The organism is Actinomadura fulvescens, from assembly GCF_039533225.1.
In the GTDB taxonomy this organism is placed as follows: domain Bacteria; phylum Actinomycetota; class Actinomycetes; order Streptosporangiales; family Streptosporangiaceae; genus Spirillospora; species Spirillospora fulvescens.
This window is the reverse complement of sequence record NZ_BAAATD010000029.1, coordinates 14,051-32,817: the sequence shown is the minus strand read 5'-3', so window position 1 is coordinate 32,817 and position 18,767 is coordinate 14,051. Positions and strand designations below refer to the sequence as shown.

15 protein-coding genes are annotated in these 18,767 nt (G+C 71.3%); 7 read left to right on the top strand and 8 right to left on the bottom strand.

Annotation, left to right across the window (positions count from 1 at the left end; all coding sequences use genetic code 11):
* The first annotated feature begins 813 nt into the window (after positions 1–813).
* Entirely contained in the window at positions 814–1,548 is a 735-nt protein-coding gene (locus ABD333_RS46685) for a hypothetical protein (protein ID WP_344549380.1), read from the top strand.
* On the opposite strand, the gene ABD333_RS46680 is transcribed toward ABD333_RS46685, so the two are convergent.
* On the bottom strand, positions 1,477–2,319 hold the full coding sequence (locus tag ABD333_RS46680) for a putative RNA methyltransferase (RefSeq protein ID WP_344549379.1): 843 nt from the start codon (positions 2,317–2,319) through the stop codon (positions 1,477–1,479). The two genes, ABD333_RS46685 and ABD333_RS46680, sit on opposite strands and share 72 nt — an antisense overlap.
* Positions 2,320–2,349: 30 nt before the next feature.
* On the bottom strand, positions 2,350–2,703 hold the full coding sequence (trxA, locus tag ABD333_RS46675) for a thioredoxin (protein WP_344549378.1): 354 nt from the start codon (positions 2,701–2,703) through the stop codon (positions 2,350–2,352).
* Between the two features lie 131 nt (positions 2,704–2,834).
* Between trxA and ABD333_RS46670 the strand changes: the two genes are divergently transcribed.
* Together ABD333_RS46670 and ABD333_RS46665 are read left to right on the top strand one after the other, a co-directional pair.
* Positions 2,835–3,863, top strand: a complete 1,029-nt coding sequence (locus ABD333_RS46670; protein ID WP_344549377.1) for a sigma-70 family RNA polymerase sigma factor — start codon at positions 2,835–2,837, stop codon at positions 3,861–3,863.
* 250 nt (positions 3,864–4,113) lie between these two features.
* Positions 4,114–5,460: a class II 3-deoxy-7-phosphoheptulonate synthase gene (locus ABD333_RS46665; RefSeq protein WP_344549376.1), complete on the top strand. Its 1,347-nt coding sequence runs from the start codon at positions 4,114–4,116 to the stop codon at positions 5,458–5,460.
* A gap of 63 nt (positions 5,461–5,523) precedes the next feature.
* Here the strand turns inward: ABD333_RS46665 and ABD333_RS46660 are convergent, their stop codons facing one another.
* Genes ABD333_RS46660 through ABD333_RS46650 form a run of 3 tightly spaced genes read right to left on the bottom strand, consistent with a single transcriptional unit; the run spans position 5,524 to position 8,609 of the window.
* A complete protein-coding gene (locus ABD333_RS46660; protein ID WP_225993381.1) occupies positions 5,524–5,892 on the bottom strand; it encodes an ATP-binding protein in 369 nt (122 codons plus the stop codon).
* Between the two features lie 8 nt (positions 5,893–5,900).
* Positions 5,901–6,239: an STAS domain-containing protein gene (locus tag ABD333_RS46655; protein WP_344549375.1), complete on the bottom strand. Its 339-nt coding sequence runs from the start codon at positions 6,237–6,239 to the stop codon at positions 5,901–5,903.
* A gap of 30 nt (positions 6,240–6,269) precedes the next feature.
* Positions 6,270–8,609, bottom strand: coding sequence for a SpoIIE family protein phosphatase (locus tag ABD333_RS46650; RefSeq protein WP_344549374.1), 2,340 nt, complete (start codon positions 8,607–8,609; stop codon positions 6,270–6,272).
* A 331-nt stretch (positions 8,610–8,940) separates the two neighbouring features.
* Here ABD333_RS46650 and ABD333_RS46645 point away from each other — a divergent pair, with 331 nt between their 5' ends.
* The 3 genes from ABD333_RS46645 to ABD333_RS46635 all read left to right on the top strand — a co-directional run bounded on the left by ABD333_RS46645 (position 8,941) and on the right by ABD333_RS46635 (position 15,138).
* Positions 8,941–13,248, top strand: coding sequence for a HAMP domain-containing protein (locus ABD333_RS46645; protein ID WP_425546972.1), 4,308 nt, complete (start codon positions 8,941–8,943; stop codon positions 13,246–13,248).
* Between the two features lie 35 nt (positions 13,249–13,283).
* The gene (locus ABD333_RS46640) at positions 13,284–14,054 is read left to right on the top strand and encodes a response regulator (RefSeq protein WP_344549372.1); all 771 of its coding nucleotides are present in this window, start codon (positions 13,284–13,286) and stop codon (positions 14,052–14,054) included.
* Between the two features lie 85 nt (positions 14,055–14,139).
* Complete coding sequence (locus ABD333_RS46635) at positions 14,140–15,138, top strand: urease accessory protein UreH domain-containing protein (RefSeq protein WP_344549371.1); 999 nt, start codon at positions 14,140–14,142, stop codon at positions 15,136–15,138.
* On the opposite strand, the gene gltX is transcribed toward ABD333_RS46635, so the two are convergent.
* Both gltX and ABD333_RS46625 read right to left on the bottom strand, forming a co-directional pair.
* Complete coding sequence (gene gltX, locus ABD333_RS46630) at positions 15,131–16,531, bottom strand: glutamate--tRNA ligase (protein ID WP_344549370.1); 1,401 nt, start codon at positions 16,529–16,531, stop codon at positions 15,131–15,133. The two genes, ABD333_RS46635 and gltX, sit on opposite strands and share 8 nt — an antisense overlap.
* 81 nt (positions 16,532–16,612) lie before the next feature.
* The gene (locus ABD333_RS46625) at positions 16,613–17,194 is read right to left on the bottom strand and encodes a TIGR03086 family metal-binding protein (protein WP_344549369.1); all 582 of its coding nucleotides are present in this window, start codon (positions 17,192–17,194) and stop codon (positions 16,613–16,615) included.
* A 106-nt stretch (positions 17,195–17,300) separates the two neighbouring features.
* On the opposite strand from ABD333_RS46625, the gene ABD333_RS46620 reads away from it, so the two are divergent.
* Positions 17,301–17,927: an NUDIX hydrolase gene (locus ABD333_RS46620; protein ID WP_344549368.1), complete on the top strand. Its 627-nt coding sequence runs from the start codon at positions 17,301–17,303 to the stop codon at positions 17,925–17,927.
* A gap of 56 nt (positions 17,928–17,983) precedes the next feature.
* On the opposite strand, the gene ABD333_RS46615 is transcribed toward ABD333_RS46620, so the two are convergent.
* A complete protein-coding gene (locus ABD333_RS46615; protein ID WP_344549367.1) occupies positions 17,984–18,745 on the bottom strand; it encodes an SDR family NAD(P)-dependent oxidoreductase in 762 nt (253 codons plus the stop codon).
* Positions 18,746–18,767 lie beyond the last annotated feature (22 nt).

The following is an 18,767-nucleotide window of genomic DNA, read 5'->3' as shown; positions in this document are numbered from 1 at the left end:
GCACGCCGCCAGCGTTCGTCCTGAGCCAGGATCAAACTCTCCATCAAGGCCACACGACAACCCCAACCCCAAACAGAGCCGAAGCTGCCAAACCTCAGAGCAAATCCCAGCAATGCAACCCCCCAAAGGGGCCGCTTTGCCTCAAAGAAATCCCCAACCACAACCCCAAAGGGTCGCGGCCACGGGGAGACCAGACACACAAAAGTGCGCTGGCCTATAAAGGCACTGGCTTTTAACACGCTGTTGAGTTCTCAAGAAACGGACACCCACCGCGCCAGACCACCGCTCCCGCGGCACCCGACTCCGGGGCAACCCTTCTAACTTACCTTGTCATTCTCTGCTGTCAAGTCGATCAGCGAAGATCGTTTCGACGAGTAGAGAGTGACGCGGTGCCCACGTGCTGATGCACCCAGGTTCGAGACCTGGGACTTCGGCTCGTGGGAGTGCCCACCGGGCCGGCCACCTTGCGGCGTCCTGCATCCCGTTCCGGGCTGACCAGACCATCGTACCGCAGACCGAGCGAGGCTCGAACCGGTTTTTTCGATCTGGTCTCCCCTGAGACCGTCCGCCTGTCGGCGTCCCGCATCCCCTCGGGGCAGGGACGAGATTAAGCGGACCCGCGGAGAGCGTCAAATCAACGCTCGGCCCCGTCTCCGGACCACCGGCGCCACTTCTGCCGGGACTGATGACAAACGCAGTCGGTGGCCCTGAAACTTCGCAGGTCACGCACTACGTTCGCCACTTCCCCCTGCGGTACGGTTCGCTCAGCCGCGCCTCGGGACGCCCTGGTGACGCCGTCCGGAAGGGGAACCGTTGAACGCTTCGGCGGAACGACGTGTGGTCGCCGCGACCATGGGCCCCACCATTCACGACGTGCACGCCTGGCGGTTCACGGTGGCCCCCGGTCTCATCGAGGTACGGGCCGATCCGGCCAGGTTCCGGCCGATGCATGATCCGGCCGGTCGCGGTCTGCACCTCAGTTGCGGAGCGGCGCTGGTCAATCTGCGGCTCGCGGCCGCACAGCTGGGCCATGAGGCGGTCGTCCGGCTGCTTCCCGACTCCGGGTGCCCCACGCTGCTGGCGGCGGTGCGGCTGGCCGCGCGTCGTCACCGGGTCACCCGTTCGGAACGTCTTCTCTTCGCCGCCACGTTGCGGCCCTTCCCGGCGCGGCGACGACCCTCGGGAGGTGCTCCTCCGCTCTCGGTCCTCAACGAGCTCGCTGAGGCCGCCCGGCTCGAAGGCGCGACGTTGCACACGCTTCCGGCGTCCGGTGACGGCCTGTGCAAGGCCGTCCTCACCACCCAGGGTGACTCGCCCGCCGAATGGCTACGGGCGGGCCAGGCTCTTCAGCGCGTCCTGCTGTCCGGGGCGAGCCGTTCGGTGTCGGCCTCGTTCATGTACGAGGTGGTGGACGTTCCCGGCGTCCAGGACCTCGTCCAGCACGGCGACTTCCCGCAGGTCGTCCTCGAACTCGCCTCAACCGCCCTGCCGGAGCGGGCGGAAGGCCGTGAACGCGAACGACAGGGTGACCCGGACCGGGTCGGGTAGCTTCTCCACCCGTTCCGCCAGTTCGCCCGCCGGAATGTGGTGCGCGCTGGGGCCCATCCCCACGAGCGTCAGCACGTCGCCGCGGTCCAAGGAGACCTCGGTTTCGAGCTGTTCCCGTGATGTCGCCTCGAAGTGCCCGCCCAGGGCCGACTCCATCCGCTCGGTCTTCTCCTCGTCCACCGACAGCAGCCCGAGCGGCTCCACCAGCGAGCCCAGGTGCCGGGTCGTGGGCGCGACGACGTGCAGAACGCCCGCCGGACGCAGCACCCGGTGGAACTCCGGCGCGTTGCGCGGCGCGAAGACGTTGATCACGGCGTCGACACTGCCGCTCCGTACGGGCAACGGCCGCCAGAGATCGGCGACGGCGGCACCGGCGCGCGCATGCGCGCGGGCCGCCCGCCGTGCCGCGTACTTGGAAAGGTCGAGGGCCAGCCCCACCGCGTCGGGGAGCCGGTCCAGGACGGCACCGAGGTAGTAGCCGGTCCCGGCACCGGCGTCGAGCACGCACCGTCCGCGGACGTCGCTCACCCGCCGCGCGAGGAGGTCGGCCGCAGGGGCGAAGTGCCCGGCGCCGAGGAACGAGTCGCGGGCGCGCACCATCTCGGCCGTGTCGGCCGTACCGGTGTGCGCGTCGCCGGGCAGCAGGCTCGCGTATCCCTGCCTGGCGATGTCGAACGAGTGCCGTGACGGGCAGCGCAACGTCCGCTCCGTCAGAGCGAGATCGGCTCCGCACAGCGGGCACGCCAGGAATTCGACGATGTCGGACAGCACCGGTCCATCATCGACCACCCGTGCGGAGGTTCAGGAGCCGAGGCGGGCGCGGACGTCGTCCATGTCCAGCCCGCGGACCTGCTCGATGACGTTCTCGAGCACCTGCTCGGGCAGCGCGCCCGGCTCGGCGAACACGATCACGCCGTCGCGGATCGCCATCAGCGTCGGGATGGAGGCGATGCCGAACCGCTCGGAGAGCTCCGGCTGGGCCTCGGTGTCGACCTTGGCGAACGTGATGTCCCCGTGCTTCTCAGCGGACTTCTCGAACACCGGGGCGAACCTGCGGCACGGCCCGCACCACGCCGCCCAGAAGTCGACCAGGACGATCCCGTCGCCCTGCGCCACCTCATCGAAGTTCTCAGCGGTCAATGTGACCGTGGCCATGTCGGTCTCTCCTTGGTCTGGGTATCAGGACGGTAGAGCGGTGAACAGCTTCGCAGTATTCCCCACCCGGGAATCACGGAGCTGTAATGAGCGTTCTCCTGCTAGGGAGATCGCATCGGAGAAGGGTCAGGATGGCTGCAACCCGTACCAAGGGCGACAGGGTCGACGCCCCCGATAAGGACCTCGTGGGGGCTTACCTCGACCGGATCGGCCGTACACCGCTGCTGGACGCGGTGGAGGAGGTCGATCTGGCCAAGGCGATCGAAGGGGGCCTGTACGCCGAGCAGCTGCTCGAAGAGGGCACGCTGCCCGACGGTGTGTCAGGCGAGGAGCTGCAGGAGCTCGTCGAGGCCGGGCTGCGCGCCAAGCAGCGCTTCGTCGAGGCCAACCTGCGTCTCGTCGTCTCCATCGCCCGCAAATACCCCACTGATTCTTTGCCCCTCATCGACCTCATCCAGGAGGGCAACCTCGGCCTCATGCGCGCGGTGGAGAAGTTCGACTACCGCCGCGGGTTCAAGTTCTCGACGTACGCGACCTGGTGGATCCGGCAGGCCATCGGGCGGGGCCTCAGCCACACCGCCCGGACCATCCGGCTGCCCGTCCACGTCGAGGAGGAGCTGTCCCGGCTGCGGCGCGCCGAGCGCCAGCTGAGCCGTGACCTGGGCAGGGAGCCGACCCGCGAGGAGCTCGCCGGGGCCGTGGGCGCCGAGCCCGAGCACGTCGACGAGCTGCTGCGCTGGCGGCGTGACCCGGCCAGCCTGGACGCGACCATCGACGACGCCGGCGAGACCCCCATGGGCGACCTGCTGGAGGACCCCGACGCGGTCACGCCCGAGGCCGAGGTTCTCGCCCTGGACGATCTGGAGGGCCTGGCCAGGCTGCTGGAGCGCCTGCCGGAACGCGAGGCGGCCATCGTGCGCGCCCGGTTCGGCATGGACAACGGCCAGCCGCTCTCGTACGCCCAGATCGGCGCGCATTACGGACTGAGCCACAACCGGGTGCGGCAGATCACCGACCGGTCGCTGCGCAGGCTCCGCCAGCTCGCGGCCGAGGCCGACCCTGCCCGCCGAGCCCTGACCGGCGCCCCGGCGGCTCCGGTCGACGCCGGCGAGCCGCTCCGTACCCCGGTCCGCGCGACCGCCGGTTCGAAGGCGGCCTGACCGTCCGCACCGCTTCCGCCCGCGCGCTCCCCCGGCACCGACGCTGAACGGCGGCCCCTCCCGAGGGGCCGCCGTTCGCTCTGAGTACGCCCTGCGGCTAATGTCCGGCACGGCCGGTGGCGTAGCCTCAAAGCTCGTACGGCGGACATCCCAACCATGGGACGATGCCGGGCGTCTAACCGTGCGATCACAACCCGACGCCCCACACCGACAGCACCTCACCACCGACAGTTCGCAGGTACCACTCGACATGGCCACAGACATCACGGGGGAGCTCGACGCCTGGCGCGCCCTCCCCGCCCTCCAGCAGCCCGACTGGGACGACACCGCCGAGCTGGCGGCCGTCGCCGCCGAGCTGGCCAAGCAGCCGCCGCTCGTCTTCGCGGGCGAGTGCGACCAGCTCAAGGAGCAGCTCGCCGCCGTCGCGCGGGGGGAGGCCTTCGTGCTGCAGGGCGGCGACTGCGCCGAGACGTTCGACGGCGCCACCGCCGACGCGGTGAAGAACAAGCTCAAGACGTTGCTGCAGATGGCGGTCGTGCTCACGTACGCCGCCAGCGTGCCGGTCGTCAAGATCGGCCGGATGGCGGGGCAGTTCGCCAAGCCCCGGTCCAAGCCGACGGAGGTGCGCGGCGGCGTCGAGCTGCCCGCCTACCGCGGCGACGCGGTCAACGGCTTCGACTTCGACGCCGTGTCCCGCCGCAACGACCCGTGGCGGCTGCTGAAGGCCTACCACTGCTCCGCGGTCACCCTCAACCTGTGCCGCGCGTTCACCAAGGGCGGCTACGCCGACCTGCGGCAGGTGCACGCCTGGAACCAGGACTTCGTCGCGCAGAGCCCGGCGGGCCGGCGGTACGACCGGCTGGCCGGGGAGATCGACCGCGCCCTGACGTTCATGAAGGCCTGCGGCGCCAACCCCGACGAGTTCCACGGCGTGGAGTTCTACTCCAGCCATGAGGCGCTGCTGCTGGAGTACGAGCGGGCGCTGACGCGCATCGACCACCTCAGCGGCCTGCCGTACGACGTGTCGGCGCACTTCCTGTGGATCGGCGAGCGGACCCGGCAGCTGGACGGGGCCCACGTGGACTTCCTGAGCCGTATCCGCAACCCGATCGGCGTGAAGCTGGGGCCGGCGACGTCGGCCGACGACGCGCTCGCCCTGATGGACAAGCTGAACCCCACCGGCGAGCCCGGCCGCCTCACGTTCGTCACCCGGATGGGCGCGGGCAAGATCCGCGACGCGCTGCCGCCCCTCATCGAGAAGGTGAGCCAGCACGGCTCGCCGGTGGCGTGGGTGTGCGACCCCATGCACGGCAACACCTGGGAGGCCGCGAGCGGCCACAAGACCCGCCGCCTCGACGACGTGCTCGACGAGGTCGCCGGGTTCTTCGAGGTGCACCGGGCGCTCGGTACCCACCCGGGCGGCATCCACATCGAGTTCACCGGCGACGACGTGACCGAGTGCGTGGGCGGCGGTCACGAGATCGCCGAGGACGACCTGCACCAGCGGTACGAGACGGCCTGTGACCCGCGTCTCAACCGCGGCCAGTCGCTGGACCTGGCGTTCATGGTGGCCGAGCTCTACCGGAAGACCGCCTGAGCGGCGGGCGCGGGGTGTCCGCCGGGGCTCCGGCTCAGGTGGGCACCTCGGCCCGGACGACGCTCAGGTGGACACCTCGGCCCAGACGACCTTGCCTCCGGAGACCGGCTCGGCGCCCCAGGAGCTGGCGAAGCGGTCGACGATGAACAGGCCGCGGTGCGATTCGTCCAGCGGGCCGGGGACGGTGAGGCGGGGCATCTGGGTGGCGCGGTCGCGTACCTCCACCCGGACCCGGCCGGAGCCGCGCAGGAGCCGCAGCTCCAGCGCCGTCCCGGCGTGCCGGACGGCGTTGGCGACGAGCTCGGCGACGATGGCCGTGACGAGCTCCTCACGGTCGATCAGCGACCAGGCCCGCATGGTGCGGGCCGCCAGCCGCCGCGCGTATTCCACGGCCTCGGTCTGCGGGGCTGCTCGGAGCGTGGTCTCGGTCATGTCGTCCGTCACTGTCGGCCCGGGGATCCGTCGGTCGCGGCTCCACCGATGAGAAACCGGTCGAGCCCCGTCGTGCGCAACACGTTCTCGACCCTGCCGTAGGCTCCGGTGACGGTGAGGGTGGCGTTCTGGGCGCGCGCGTGCTTGTAGGCGCGCACCAGCACGTTGAGGCCCGAGGAGTCACAGAAGTCCACGGCGGTGAGGTCCACGACCACCTCGCGCTCCCCCGCGTCCACGAGCTCGGTCAGCCGTGCTCGCAGCTCGTCGGAGGAATGCAGGTCGATGGAGCCGCGCGCGGCTATCGTCGCGCGTCCGTCCTGTCGTGTCGTGTGCAAGGCAAGCCCCACGTCACCCCACCTTACCGATCGATGGTCTCATCATGACGCCCGGAGAACTATCAGGGCAACGTCGTCGTTCGACGGCTCGGCCCCGAAGTCGCGCACCGCTCGCTGGATGCGGGCGGCCACCGCCCCCGCGCTGAGGCCGGTGCACCCCGAGAGCAGCCGTTCGAGGCCGTGCCCGTCGCCGAGCAGCCGGGTCCCCGCCCGCCGCTCGGTGACACCGTCGGTGACGCACAGCAGTACCTGTCCGGGCCGCAGGTCCACGGTATCGGTATGGAAGTCCACTTGATCGAAAACTCCGAGCAGCGGCTGCGGGGAGGCGACCTCGCGCACGGTCCCGTCGGGATCGAGCACCAGCGGCGGCGGGTGGCCGGCGCTGGTCAGCCGGATCGTCACGCCGTCGCGCCGCGGGCGCGGCCGGATCTCGCCGTGCAGCAGCGTAAGGAGCCGTCCCCGCTCACCCTCGCCGAGGATGAGGCGGTTGAGGCGGCCGAGCACGTCCGGGACGCTCATCTCCTCGGCGGCCAGGATCCGCAGGGCGTGCCGGGCCAGTCCGGTGACGGCCGCGGCCTCCGGTCCGGTGCCGCACACGTCGCCGATGGCGAACCGCCAGCGTGACGCGGACGGCGGTGAGGTGCCCTGCCCTGGGAACGGCCCGCCGACCTGCCCGGCGCACTCGAACACGTCGTAGAAGTCGCCGCCGACCTCGCTTCCCTCCCCCGCCGGCTCGTAGACGACGGCCACTTCCAGGCCGGGGATGTCGGGAACGCCGGGCGGGAGCAGGCTGCGCTGCAGGGCACTGCTCATCGCGGTCTGGGCGGAGTAGAGGCGGGCGTTGTCGACGGCGAGGGCGGCGCGGCGGCTCAGCTCCTCGGCGAGCTCGACCGCGCTGCGCGGGAACCGGTCGCCCTGCGGGCGGCCGATGACGATGGTGCCGATCCGGCGCCCGCGGGCGACGAGGGGGAACGCGTACGCCTGGTCGCCGGCCGTGTCGCCGGCCGCGGCCCGCGCGGAGGACGGCGCGGTCACCAGGCCGTGCCAGGGCCCGGGCGCGTCCATCGCCGGCACGACGTCGGCGTGCTCCAGGAGCTCGCGGAGGCCGTCCGACCGGTTTTCGTCGGCATGCCAGACGTAGGCCAGCTGGGCGGCGTCGCCGTCGCCGACCGTGTAGACGGCGCACCACTGCGCCAGGCGCGGGACCACGAGCTGGGCGACGAGCGCCATGGTCCGCTCCTGGTCGAGCGTCCCGGCGAGCAGGTCGCTGGCCTCGGCGACGAAGCTCAGCCAGCCCCGCCAGGACCGTTCCAGCTCGCCGATCCTGGCCTTCTCCAGGGACAGCGACACCTCGTCGGCGATGCGGCCCAGCTGGGCGGCGTGACCCTCGTCGAACCGGTCCGGGGTGGCGCCGACGGCGACGATCAGGCCGATCAGGCGGCCCTGCGCCTCGATGGGGGCGGCGGCGATCGACCGCGCGCGCAGCGCGGCGGCGACCGGGTCGGTGGCGTCGGCCGACATCCAGGGGCCGCCGCCGAGGGCCGCCGGGCCCAGCGCGGCCACCGACAGATCGCTGAACTTGAGCTCGTCGGGCAGGCCCGAGGAGGCGCCGAGGACCAGCCGGCCGTCGCGTTCGGTCAGCAGCACCGCCGACGCGTCCGACGAGAGCACCTCCCGTACGGACGTCACGGCGTCGTCGAGCGTCTCCAGCGCCGCCGGGGAGCGCAGGACCCGGTCACCGGCGGCGAGGACGTCCTGGGCCGTGTCCTGGGCGGGAGGGCGAGAGGCGGCCACGTGGCCGCGCGGGGCGCCCGGACGGCCCTCGGCGCGAACGCCGTCCACCCTGTACTCGGCGCCGCCGTGGGCGTCGGCGTCATGTCCTTGATCACGGCCTGGCCCGCGGACCACCGGCTCGCCCCGGCCGCCCGGATCGAGCCGCGGCCCGTCACCGTCCGCCACGTCCGCCACCGCGGCACCGTTGGCGCCGCCGGCCGGGGTGCCGTTGATCCCGGGCCGGGGCAGGCGGAACCAGACGCCTTTGGTGCGGCCCTCGTACGTGACGCCCCACGAGGCCGCAAGCCGGGCGATGGACGGCAGTCCGCGCCCGCTGGAGGCGCTGAGGCCCGGCATCGCGATCGTGCGGGTCGGATGAAGGTCGCGGACCTCCACCTGGATCTGGTCGTCGGCGAGGCGGCAGGCCACCTCGAAGGAGGTGCCGGCGTAGGTGACCGCGTTGGTCGCGAGCTCGCTGGTGGCCAGCACGGCGTCGTCGGCGGCCTCTTCCATGCCCCAGTCGGCCAGGACACGCCGCACGAACCGGCGCGCGTCCGCCACCGAGGCCGCGGCGGACGGGAAGGTGGCCGACACCGTCTGCCGTTCCAATGTCGTCCTCACCTCGAACCGGAGATTGCCAGGCCTGGCTATCGTGACAGACGGATCGACCGCACGGCCAGGCTCCGCCGAAGAGCCCTGGCGCGGGGCGGGGGTGCCCGGCACACGGCCGGGCGGGCGCGGTTCCGCCGCCATAACTCGACAGACCGTAACACGAAGACTACAGCCCCCGATTTGGGGGTCGTCGTGCTCAGCGGGTCCCGAACTGTAGGGATACGGTGCCGAACAGTGGGGGATCGCCGGACCTCGGCGACGTAGAGTACAGATGTCGGCCTCAAGGGGTGTCCGTGGTCCCCTGCCACCTAATTCGCGGGCCAGGAGGATGAAGAGCATGCCCCGTAACGAGCTTCGCCCTCGCCGCGAGGGCTCGTCCGCAGACACGACACCGCGTTACAGCGACGCCGATCTCGTGCCGCTGCTGAAGGCTCTGACCGCGGTACGGGACGGCAGGTTCGACATCGAGATCGACGCGACCGGCGAAGGTGCCGTGTCGCGGGCCCTGGAAGCCCTGACCGAGATCCGCGACAACACCAAGCACCTGTCGACGGGGCTGGGCCGGGTCCGGCGCGAGATCGGCCAAGGGCACCTCCAGGGGCGGATCTATCCCGGCGGGCTCAAGGGCACCTGGTCCTCGATGGTCGAGGACGCGAACGCGAGCCTCGACAAGCTCACCGACCTCGCCACCGAGATGTTCTACGTGGTGGAGGCGGTCGCCGCCGGCGATCTCAACCAGCGGATGGAGCTGCGGGTGCACGGCAAGCCCATGCGCGGCGAGCTGCTGCGCATGGCCAAGGCGGTCAACGGCATGGTGGAGCTGCTCGACCGGTTCACCTGGGAGGTCACGCAGTTCGCCCGCGAGGTCGGCACCGAGGGGCGGCTCGGCGGGCAGGCGCCGGTGCGCGGCACGACCGGCCGCTGGCGCGACGTGACCGCGGCGGTGAACGCCATGGCGGGCAGGCTGACCTCACAGGTGCGCGACATCGCCGAGGTGACGACGGCGGTCGCCAAGGGCGACCTGACCCGCAAGGTCACGGTCGAGGCGAACGGAGAGCTCCAGGAGCTCAAGCTCACGGTCAACACCATGGTCGACCAGCTCTCGGGCTTCGCCGACGAGGTGACCCGCGTCGCCCGCGAGGTCGGCACCGAGGGTCAGCTGGGCGGGCAGGCCAACGTACGTGGCGTCAGCGGGGTCTGGAAGGACCTCACCGACAACGTCAACGCCATGGCCAACAACCTGACCAACCAGGTCCGCAACATCGCCCAGGTCACCACGGCCGTGGCGGAGGGCGACCTGGGCAAAAAGATCACCGTGGACGCGCAGGGCGAGATCCTCCAGCTCAAGCTCACGGTCAACACGATGGTCGACACGCTGTCGGCGTTCGCCGACGAGGTCACCCGTGTCGCCCGCGAGGTCGGCACCGAAGGCCGTCTGGGTGGTCAGGCCCGCGTGCCGGGCGTCAGCGGGGTCTGGAAGGACCTGACCAACAACGTCAACGGCATGGCGTCCAACCTGACCTACCAGGTCCGCAACATCGCCCAGGTCACCACGGCCGTCGCCGAGGGCGATCTGACCAAGAAGATCACCGTGGACGCGCAGGGCGAGATCCTTCAGGTGAAGGACACCGTCAACACGATGGTCGACACGCTGTCGGCGTTCGCCGACGAGGTCACCCGCGTCGCCCGCGAGGTCGGCACCGAGGGCCGCCTCGGCGGCCAGGCCCGGGTCCACGGCGTCAGCGGGGTCTGGAAGGACCTCACCGACAACGTCAACTCCATGGCCAACAACCTGACCAACCAGGTCCGCAACATCGCCCAGGTCACGACCGCCGTCGCGGAGGGCGACCTGGGCAAGAAGATCACGGTCGACGCGCAGGGCGAGATCCTCCAGCTCAAGGACACCATCAACACGATGGTCGACACGCTGTCGGCGTTCGCCGACGAGGTCACCCGCGTCGCCCGCGAGGTCGGCACCGAGGGCCGCCTCGGCGGGCAGGCGATCGTGCCGGGCGCGGGCGGCATGTGGAAGGTCCTCACCGAGAACGTCAACGGGATGGCGTCCAACCTGACCTACCAGGTCCGCAACATCGCGCAGGTCGCGACCGCGGTCGCCCACGGCGACCTGACCCGCCGCATCGACGTGGACGCGCAGGGCGAGATCCTCGAACTGAAGACCACGCTCAACACGATGGTCGACACCCTCTCCTCGTTCGCCTCCGAGGTCACCCGCGTCGCCCGCGAGGTCGGCAGCGAGGGCCGCCTCGGCGGGCAGGCCGAGGTCGAGGGCGTGTCGGGCACCTGGAAGCGGCTGACCGAGAGCGTCAACGAGCTGGCCGGCAACCTGACCACCCAGGTCCGGGCGATCGGCGAGGTGGCCAGCGCGGTCGCCCGCGGCGACCTGACCCGCAACATCGCCGTCGAGGCCCGCGGCGAGGTGGCCGAGCTCACCGACAACGTCAACCTCATGGTCGCGACGCTGCGCGAGAGCACCCGCGCCAACGAGGAACAGGACTGGCTGAAGACCAACCTCGCCCGGATCGGCGGGCTCATGCAGGGCCACCGCGACCTGATGCAGGTCGCCGAGCTGATCATGACCGAGCTGACGCCGACCGCGAGCGCCCAGTACGGCGCGTTCTACCTGGCCGAGCAGACCGCCGACGACACCGAACTGGTGCTGCTGGCCGGTTACGGCGTGAACAGGAACCACGCGGGCCGGTTGCGGTTCGCCCTCGGCGAGGGGCTGGTGGGCCAGGCCGCGCTCGAACGGCGGACCATCCTGATCAACGACGCCCCGGCCGGCTACGTCAAGATCGGCTCGGGGCTGGGCGAGGCCGCGCCGCTCAACATCATCGTCCTGCCGATCCTCTTCGAGGACACCGTGCTGGGCGCGATCGAACTCGCCTCGTTCGGCCGGTTCACCGACGTGCACCTGGCGTTCTTCGACCAGCTGATCGAGACGATCGGCGTCACCCTCAACGCGATCAGCGCCAACACCCGTACCGAGGCGCTGCTGGCCGAGTCGCAGCGGCTGGCCCAGGAGCTGCAGGAGCGCTCGGACGAGCTGCAGCGCCAGCAGGGCGAGCTGCGCCACTCCAACACCGAGCTGGAGGAGAAGGCCGCGCTCCTCGCCCAGCAGAACCGCGCCATCGAGATCCAGAACTTCCAGATCGAGCAGGCCCGCCGGACGCTGGAGGAGCGCGCCGAGCAGCTGGCCATCTCCTCCCGCTACAAGTCCGAGTTCCTGGCCAACATGTCGCACGAGCTGCGCACGCCGCTCAACAGCCTGCTGGTGCTGGCCAAGCTGCTGTCGGAGAACCCCGGCGGCAACCTCACCGACAAGCAGGTGGAGTTCGCCAAGACCATCCACGACTCCGGCACCGACCTGCTGGAGCTGATCAACGACATACTCGATCTGGCCAAGGTCGAGGCGGGCAAGATGGAGCTGCACCCGCAGCGCCTGTCGGTCTCCAACCTTGTCGACTACGTCGAGGCCACCTTCCGGCCGCTGGCGGTCGACAAGGGCCTGAACTTCGACGTCGAGGTGTCCGCCGAGGTCCCGGCCACGCTCAACACCGACGAGCAGCGGCTGCAGCAGGTCCTGCGCAACCTGCTGTCGAACGCGGTGAAGTTCACCGCGAGCGGCGAGGTGCGGCTGCGCATCGAACGGGCGAGCGACATCGACTTCACCCTGCCCGCGCTCTGGGACACGCCCGACGTGATCGCGTTCCGGGTGATCGACACCGGCATCGGGATCAGTGAGGACAAGCTCCAGATCATCTTCGAGGCGTTCCAGCAGGCCGACGGGACCACCAGCCGCCGCTACGGCGGCACCGGGCTGGGCCTGTCGATCAGCCGCAACATCGCGCGCCTGCTGGGCGGTGAGATCCACGCGGCCAGCGAGCCGGGGCACGGCAGCGTCTTCACGCTCTACCTGCCGGCCCAGTACACCGAGCCGGACGACCGGCGCCGGACCGGCCTGCCGCTGGACGAGGCGGTGTCCGGCCCCGCCGGATCAGGCGCGCTGGGCGCCGGCGTCAGCGGCACCGCGGCCGGGGCCATCGCGGCCGCCGGGGCGGCCGGTACCGGCCTGGCCGGCGGCGCCCTGCCCTCCTCGGTGGTCTCCGCCGCGCAGGTCGAGCCGGTGCGGCCCATCGACGACCCGGCGCAGACCGCGCCCGGCGGCGAGCCCGAGCCCGCGCTGACCGGGCTGCTCGACGAGCCGCCCGCCGACTTCCTCGACACCGTCCTGTCGGGCCGCAAGGTGCTGATCGTTGACGATGACGTCCGCAACGTCTTCGCGCTGACGAGCGTTCTGGAGGGGTACGGGATGGACGTCCTCTACGCCGAGGACGGCCAGGCCGGAATCGACGTCCTGCACCGGAATCCGGACATCGCGGCCGTTCTGATGGACGTGATGATGCCGGGGCTCGACGGCTACGCGACCACGGCCGCGATCAGGGAGATGCCGCAGTTCGCCGAGTTGCCGATCATCGTGATCACCGCCAAGGTGATGAAGGGTGATCGTGAGAAGAGCCTGGCCTCCGGCGCGTCGGACTACGTGCCCAAGCCGGTCGACGTCGACCGCCTGCTCGATGTGATGAGGAACTGGCTCCAACCCTCGACCGTCCGCTAGGAATGAGGAAGGACCACGGATCGGAGAGAGCGCGCGTGGACGACAAGGCGAAGATTTTGCTCGTGGACGACCGCGAGGAGAACCTCATCGCGCTCGAAGCCATCCTCAGCTCCCTCGACCAGGACCTGGTCCGGGCGCGCTCCGGTGAGGAGGCGCTCAAGGCCCTGCTGACCGACGAGTACGCCGTCATCCTCCTCGACGTGGTCATGCCGGGCATGGACGGGTTCGAGACCGCCCGCGACATCAAGCGCCGCAAGAAGACGCGCGACCTGCCGATCATCTTCCTCACCGCGGTCAACAGCGATCCGGACTACGCGTTCCGCGGTTACGCCGCCGGCGCCGTCGACTTCATCTCCAAGCCGTTCGACCCCTGGGTCCTGCGGGCCAAGGTCTCGGTGTTCGTCGAGCTCCACAACAAGAACAAGCAGCTCCAGGAGCAGACGACCCTGCTGAGGGAGCAGGCGGCGCTGCTGCGCGAGCAGGCCGCGCTCCTGCAGACCCGCGGCCCCGACGACGAGCCCGGGCTGCCCGGGCTCGGGTCGGCGAGCGCGGCGGCGCGGCTGACCGAGCTGGCCGCGCATGTCAAGGCGCTGGGCACGCGCGTTCCGCCCGCGCTGCGGCCGGAGTTCGAGGAGCTCGACCGGCAGGTCGGCGAGTTGCGTTCGGCCCTGCTGACGCCGCCGGACACCGCGTTGAAGCCGGCGGCGGACGACGGGCCGCCCGAGACCACGCCGAACGGCTCGGACGCCCAGAGCGGCGCGGGCGAGGCATCCACGGGCGACTCCGAGGACACCAGCGGCACCTGACTCCGCGGATAGGCACGGCTACCGTCCGGGGCCAGCTTGCCCGCCGCCGGGATCGGGAAGGGTCCCGCTGCGGAGGTGGGGCGAAATGGACACCGCCGCATTGTTCGCCGCCGGTGCCGGGACGGGACTCCTGGCGGGTGCCACCACCTGCGTCGCCGTTCAGCTCGGTCTGCTGGCGGGTGCCGTGCGGGGGGCGCCCGGCTCCGCCCGGCCCGTGGCCATCTTCCTCGCCGCCAAGCTGATCTCGCACGCGGCCCTCGGGGCGGCGCTCGGTCTGCTGGGCGGCGCTCTGCAGCCCGGTCCGCGCGTACGGGGCGCTTTGCTGGCCTTGGCCGCGCTCTTCCTCGTTCTGTTCGCTCTGGACCTGCTCGGCTTCGCACCGGCCGGCCGATTGCTCGGGCGGGGGCGGCGGGGAAATGACGGTGAGTTCGACGCCGGGCACTGCGCCGCGCCCGTCGGCGGCACCCGCACGAGGCGGCCCGCCCTGCTGGGCGCGGCGACGGTCCTGGTGCCGTGCGGGCTGACGCTCACGGCGGAGTTGCTGGCGGTCTCCTCCCGGTCCGCGGCGGGCGGGGCCATCGTCATGACCGGGTTCGTCCTCGGTACGGCGCCGGTGTTCGGTCTGGTCGGCATCACCGTCGGCCGCGCTCTGGCCCTGCTCCGCGGGCGGCTGACCGCGTTGATCGGCGCCGCCCTGCTCGTCGTGGCGGGCTGGACGATGATCTCCGGGCTGCGGGTCGGCGGCTGGCTCCCCGACAGCGGGACGGGCGCCGCCTCGGCCGCGGGCTCCGGCCCGTTCGTCCGGACGGACGCCACCGGCACGCAGGTCGTCACGGTCTGGGCGCTCGACCAGGGATACCGCCCGGCACGGCTGACCGCGCGCGCCGGCGTCCGCACGGCGCTGGTGCTGCGCACGCAGGGCACCCGCGGTCACACCCGCGCGTTCACGCTGCCCGGGCGCGACCTGGACGTGGTGCTCCCGGTGAACGGCGAGACGCGTCTCGACCTGGGCACGCCGGGACGCGGCCGGATGCGCTTCGTCTGCGCGTCCGGCCACTATCCCGGAGTGATCACGTTCAGGTAGCGGGGGCCAGCTTGGCGCGGGCGGCCGCGATCCGGGCCAGGGTCCGGTCGCGGCCCAGGATCTCCAGCGACTCGAACAGCGGCAGCCCCACGGTGCGGCCGGTGACCGCGACGCGCACCGGCGCCTGGGTCTTGCCGAGCTTGAGGCCGCGGGCGGCGCCGACCTGCTCCAGCCGGGTCTTGAGCTCCTCGGTCTCCCACGGCGCGTCGCGGTAGGCCTCCTCGGCGGCGGCGAGGATCTCGGCCGCGGGCTCCTTCATCGCCTTGTTCCACGACTGCTCGTCGAACGGCGGCTCGTCCAGGAACGCGAAGTCGACCATCTGCACGATCTCCGACAGCACCGCCACGCGGGTCTGCGCCAGCGGTGCGAGCTGGTCGAAGACCGCCGGGTCGTAGCCGAACGGCGCCTCCTCCAGGAACGGCAGGCACTCGGCGACGAACCGCTCGACCGGCAGGGCGCGGAGGTACTCGCCGTTGATCGCGCGCAGCTTCTTCACGTCGAAGAACGCGGACGAGGTGTTGACGTCCTCGATCCGGAACTCCTCGACGATCACGCTCCACGGCACGATCTCGCGGTCGTCCGACGGCGCCCAGCCCAGGAGCATCAGGTAGTTGCGCATGGCCTCGGCGAGGTAGCCCTCGGCCCGGTAGTCCTCCAGCGCCACCTTGTCGCGGCGCTTGGACAGCTTCTGCCGCTTCTCGTTGACGATCACGGGGAGGTGCGCCCAGACCGGAGGCTCACCGCCCAGCGCCTCCCACAGCAGCTGCTGCTTGGGCGCGTTGGACAGGTGCTCCTCGCCCCGGACCACGTGCGTGATCGTCTGGCTCATGTCGTCCACGGCGTTGGCGAGCAGGAACGTCACCGAGCCGTCGGCGCGGGCGATGACGAAGTCCTCCAGCACGGCGTTCTCGAAGACCGGCTTGCCGCGCAGCAGGTCGACGACCACGGTCTGGCCCTCGTCCGGGGTGCGGAAGCGCAGCGCCCGGCCCGGGCCCGCCTCCAAGCCCCGGTCACGGCAGAAGCCGTCGTAGCCCTTGTGCTGGTCGCCGGTGCGGGCGATCACGGCTTCGCGGGTGCAGTCGCAGTAGTAGGCGCGGCCCTGGTCGAGGAGCGTGCGCGCGGCCTGGGCGTGTTTGTCGGCGTTGGCCGACTGGAAGTAGGGGCCCTCGTACTCCCCGCCGTCCATGCCCAGCCAGGCCAGCGCGCGGATGATGCCCTCGGTCCACTCGGGGCTGTTGCGCGAGGCGTCGGTGTCTTCGATCCGCAGGACCAGCGTTCCGCCCGACTGCTTGGCCATGACCCAGTTGAACAGGGCCGACCGGGCGCCGCCGACATGGAACATGCCGGTGGGCGAGGGTGCGAAGCGAACGCGGATCGAAGACGTGGCAGACATGCCACCAAGCCTAGAGCGCCCAGACCGCCACTCGCGCCGCAATAACCGGCGCGTCGGCCCCGGCGGGTCCCGAGTGGGAGGTCAGGGCTTCCACTGGGGGTCGCGGCCCGCCAGCCCGAGCAGCCGGTCGAGGAGCGGAGCCGGCTCGGGCACCTTCACCTCGGGACCGAACGCCCCGTACCGGCGGCCCATCTCCGCGGTCTCCACCAGGTGCGCGTAGGCGCGTTCGACCATTTCCTGCGGGAACTCGGCGTCCTGGCCGGTGGCGACCGCGAGGTCCCAGCCGTGCAGGACGTACTCGCTGAACAACATGCCACCGATGATCGCCGCGGGCATCCCCGGCGCGGTGCCCGTCAGGCTGGTGTGGCCCTCCCAGGCGGCGGGGTCCGTCCAGGCCTCGGCGCTTTCGCGCGCCTTCGCCGCGTACAAGCCCGCCCAGTCTCCGTCGGCGGTGAAGTCGTGGTCCTCCCCCGGCCCCTGTGGCGGCTGCTCCTTGCGCGCGGCGGTCGCGCCGCGCCCCGTCCAGAAGATCAGATGGTTGATCACCCCGCGGACGTCCCACTCGGGGCAGGGGGAGGGCGCGCCGAGCCGGTCCGCCGGGATCGCTCGGACGATCCGCGTCGCGGTCTGGGCCGCGGGCACCATCAGCTCTCGCATCTCCATGGCGTCTCCTCGCACATCAGTTCGAACACCTCCGTTTCACACTAGCGCCGCCGGCAGGCGGCGTCTTGAAGAAACGCGACAGCGTGTCACCTGAGAAGATCTGCTCATGACCGATCCCCTCACCGGCCTGCCCGCCTTCCAGGAGACCGCCGCGCGGCGCCTGGCGGGCTTCTCCCACACCGTGGTCCCGGACGCGCCCGGCATGCGCCGCGCCGGGGTCGTCATCTGCGTCGTCCCCGGTCCGGACGGCCCCTCGGTGATCCTGATCAAGCGGGCCTACCGGGGCCGGAACGCCGGCCAGTGGGGGCTGCCGGGAGGACGCGTGGACACCGGGGAGACGCCGGAGCAGGCGGCGCTCCGGGAACTGGACGAGGAGATCGGACTGACCGCCGGGCCTGAAGACGTGCTCGGCAGGCTCGACGACTTCCCCGCCACCTCGGGCTTCGCCATCAGCCCGATCGTGGTCGCCCTGCCCGAACCCGGCCCCCTCCGGCCCAGCCCGGACGAGGTCCACTCCGTTCACCACGTGAGCCTGGCCAGGCTGGCCGCCGACGACACGCCTCGATGGGTGCCGCAACTGGAAGGCGGGCGCATGCTGCAGATGAAGCTCGGGCCGGGGTGGCTCGTGCACGCCCCGACGGGCGCGATGTTGTGGCAGTTCCGCGAGGTTGTGCTGCTGGGGCGCGAGGTTCGCGTCGCCGACTTCGTGCAGCCCGACTGGACCAGCAGGTAGCCCGACTGGACCAGCAGGTAGCCCGCCGGGCCGGCAGGTAGGGCTCCGGGAGTCTCCTAGAAGGTCCCGCCGTCCACCACGATGCGCTGGTCGGTCACGTACGAGGCCGCGTCCGACACCAGGAAGCGCACCACGTCGGCGACCTCTTCGGGCGAGCAGACATGGCCGAACGGCGACATCGCGTCCTGCTGGCGGATGTCGTCCACGCCCATGGTCGCCTTGACCAGGCGCTGGCCCATGTCGGTGTCGACCAGGCCCGGCGCCACGATGTTGACGTGGATGCCGTGGCCCCGCTCCTCCTTGGCCAGGGTGTGCGCGAGCGCCTCCATCGCGGCCTTGCCCATCGCGTACGGCGCGCTGAACGGCGGGTAGATCCCCGTGATCACGCTGGAGACGAACACCAGGTCGCCGCGTTCGGCCTGCCGGAGCAGGGGCAGCAGCGCCTGGCTGAGATGGTGCGGGCCGAACGCGTGCACGCCGAGGACCCGGGTCAGCTCGGCGGGGTCGGTGTCGGCGACGCTCTGCCCTCGGCTGGCGATGCCCGCGCTGTGCACGAGGATGTCGAGACGCCCGAACGCCTCGCGCATGGCGGTGGCGAGGCCGCGGCAGCCGTCGAGTGTGTCCACCGACGCCCGGAAGGCGCGCGCCTCGACGCCGAGCGCTTGGAGGTCGGCCACCGTCTTGGCCGCGGCCTCCTCGTCACGCCGGTAGGCGATGGCGACCGCGGCGCCGTCCGCGGCGAGGGCCAGCGCGACCGCGCGGCCGATGCCGCGGCTGCCTCCGGTGACCAGTGCGACGCGACCGGCGAGTGAACTCATTCAAGGGCTCCTTCGGCAGGGG

Excerpts from the sequence above, each read along its gene's own strand:
- trxA (WP_344549378.1), bottom strand. The coding sequence starts at position 2,703 with ATGGCCACGGTCACATTGACCGCTGAGAACTTCGATGAGGTGGCGCAG.
- ABD333_RS46670 (WP_344549377.1), top strand. The coding sequence starts at position 2,835 with ATGGCTGCAACCCGTACCAAGGGCGACAGGGTCGACGCCCCCGATAAG.
- ABD333_RS46665 (WP_344549376.1), top strand. The coding sequence starts at position 4,114 with ATGGCCACAGACATCACGGGGGAGCTCGACGCCTGGCGCGCCCTCCCC.
- ABD333_RS46660 (WP_225993381.1), bottom strand. The coding sequence starts at position 5,892 with ATGACCGAGACCACGCTCCGAGCAGCCCCGCAGACCGAGGCCGTGGAA.
- ABD333_RS46645 (WP_425546972.1), top strand. The coding sequence starts at position 8,941 with ATGAAGAGCATGCCCCGTAACGAGCTTCGCCCTCGCCGCGAGGGCTCG.
- ABD333_RS46635 (WP_344549371.1), top strand. The coding sequence starts at position 14,140 with ATGGACACCGCCGCATTGTTCGCCGCCGGTGCCGGGACGGGACTCCTG.
- gltX (WP_344549370.1), bottom strand. The coding sequence starts at position 16,531 with ATGTCTGCCACGTCTTCGATCCGCGTTCGCTTCGCACCCTCGCCCACC.
- ABD333_RS46625 (WP_344549369.1), bottom strand. The coding sequence starts at position 17,194 with ATGGAGATGCGAGAGCTGATGGTGCCCGCGGCCCAGACCGCGACGCGG.
- ABD333_RS46620 (WP_344549368.1), top strand. The coding sequence starts at position 17,301 with ATGACCGATCCCCTCACCGGCCTGCCCGCCTTCCAGGAGACCGCCGCG.
- ABD333_RS46615 (WP_344549367.1), bottom strand. The coding sequence starts at position 18,745 with ATGAGTTCACTCGCCGGTCGCGTCGCACTGGTCACCGGAGGCAGCCGC.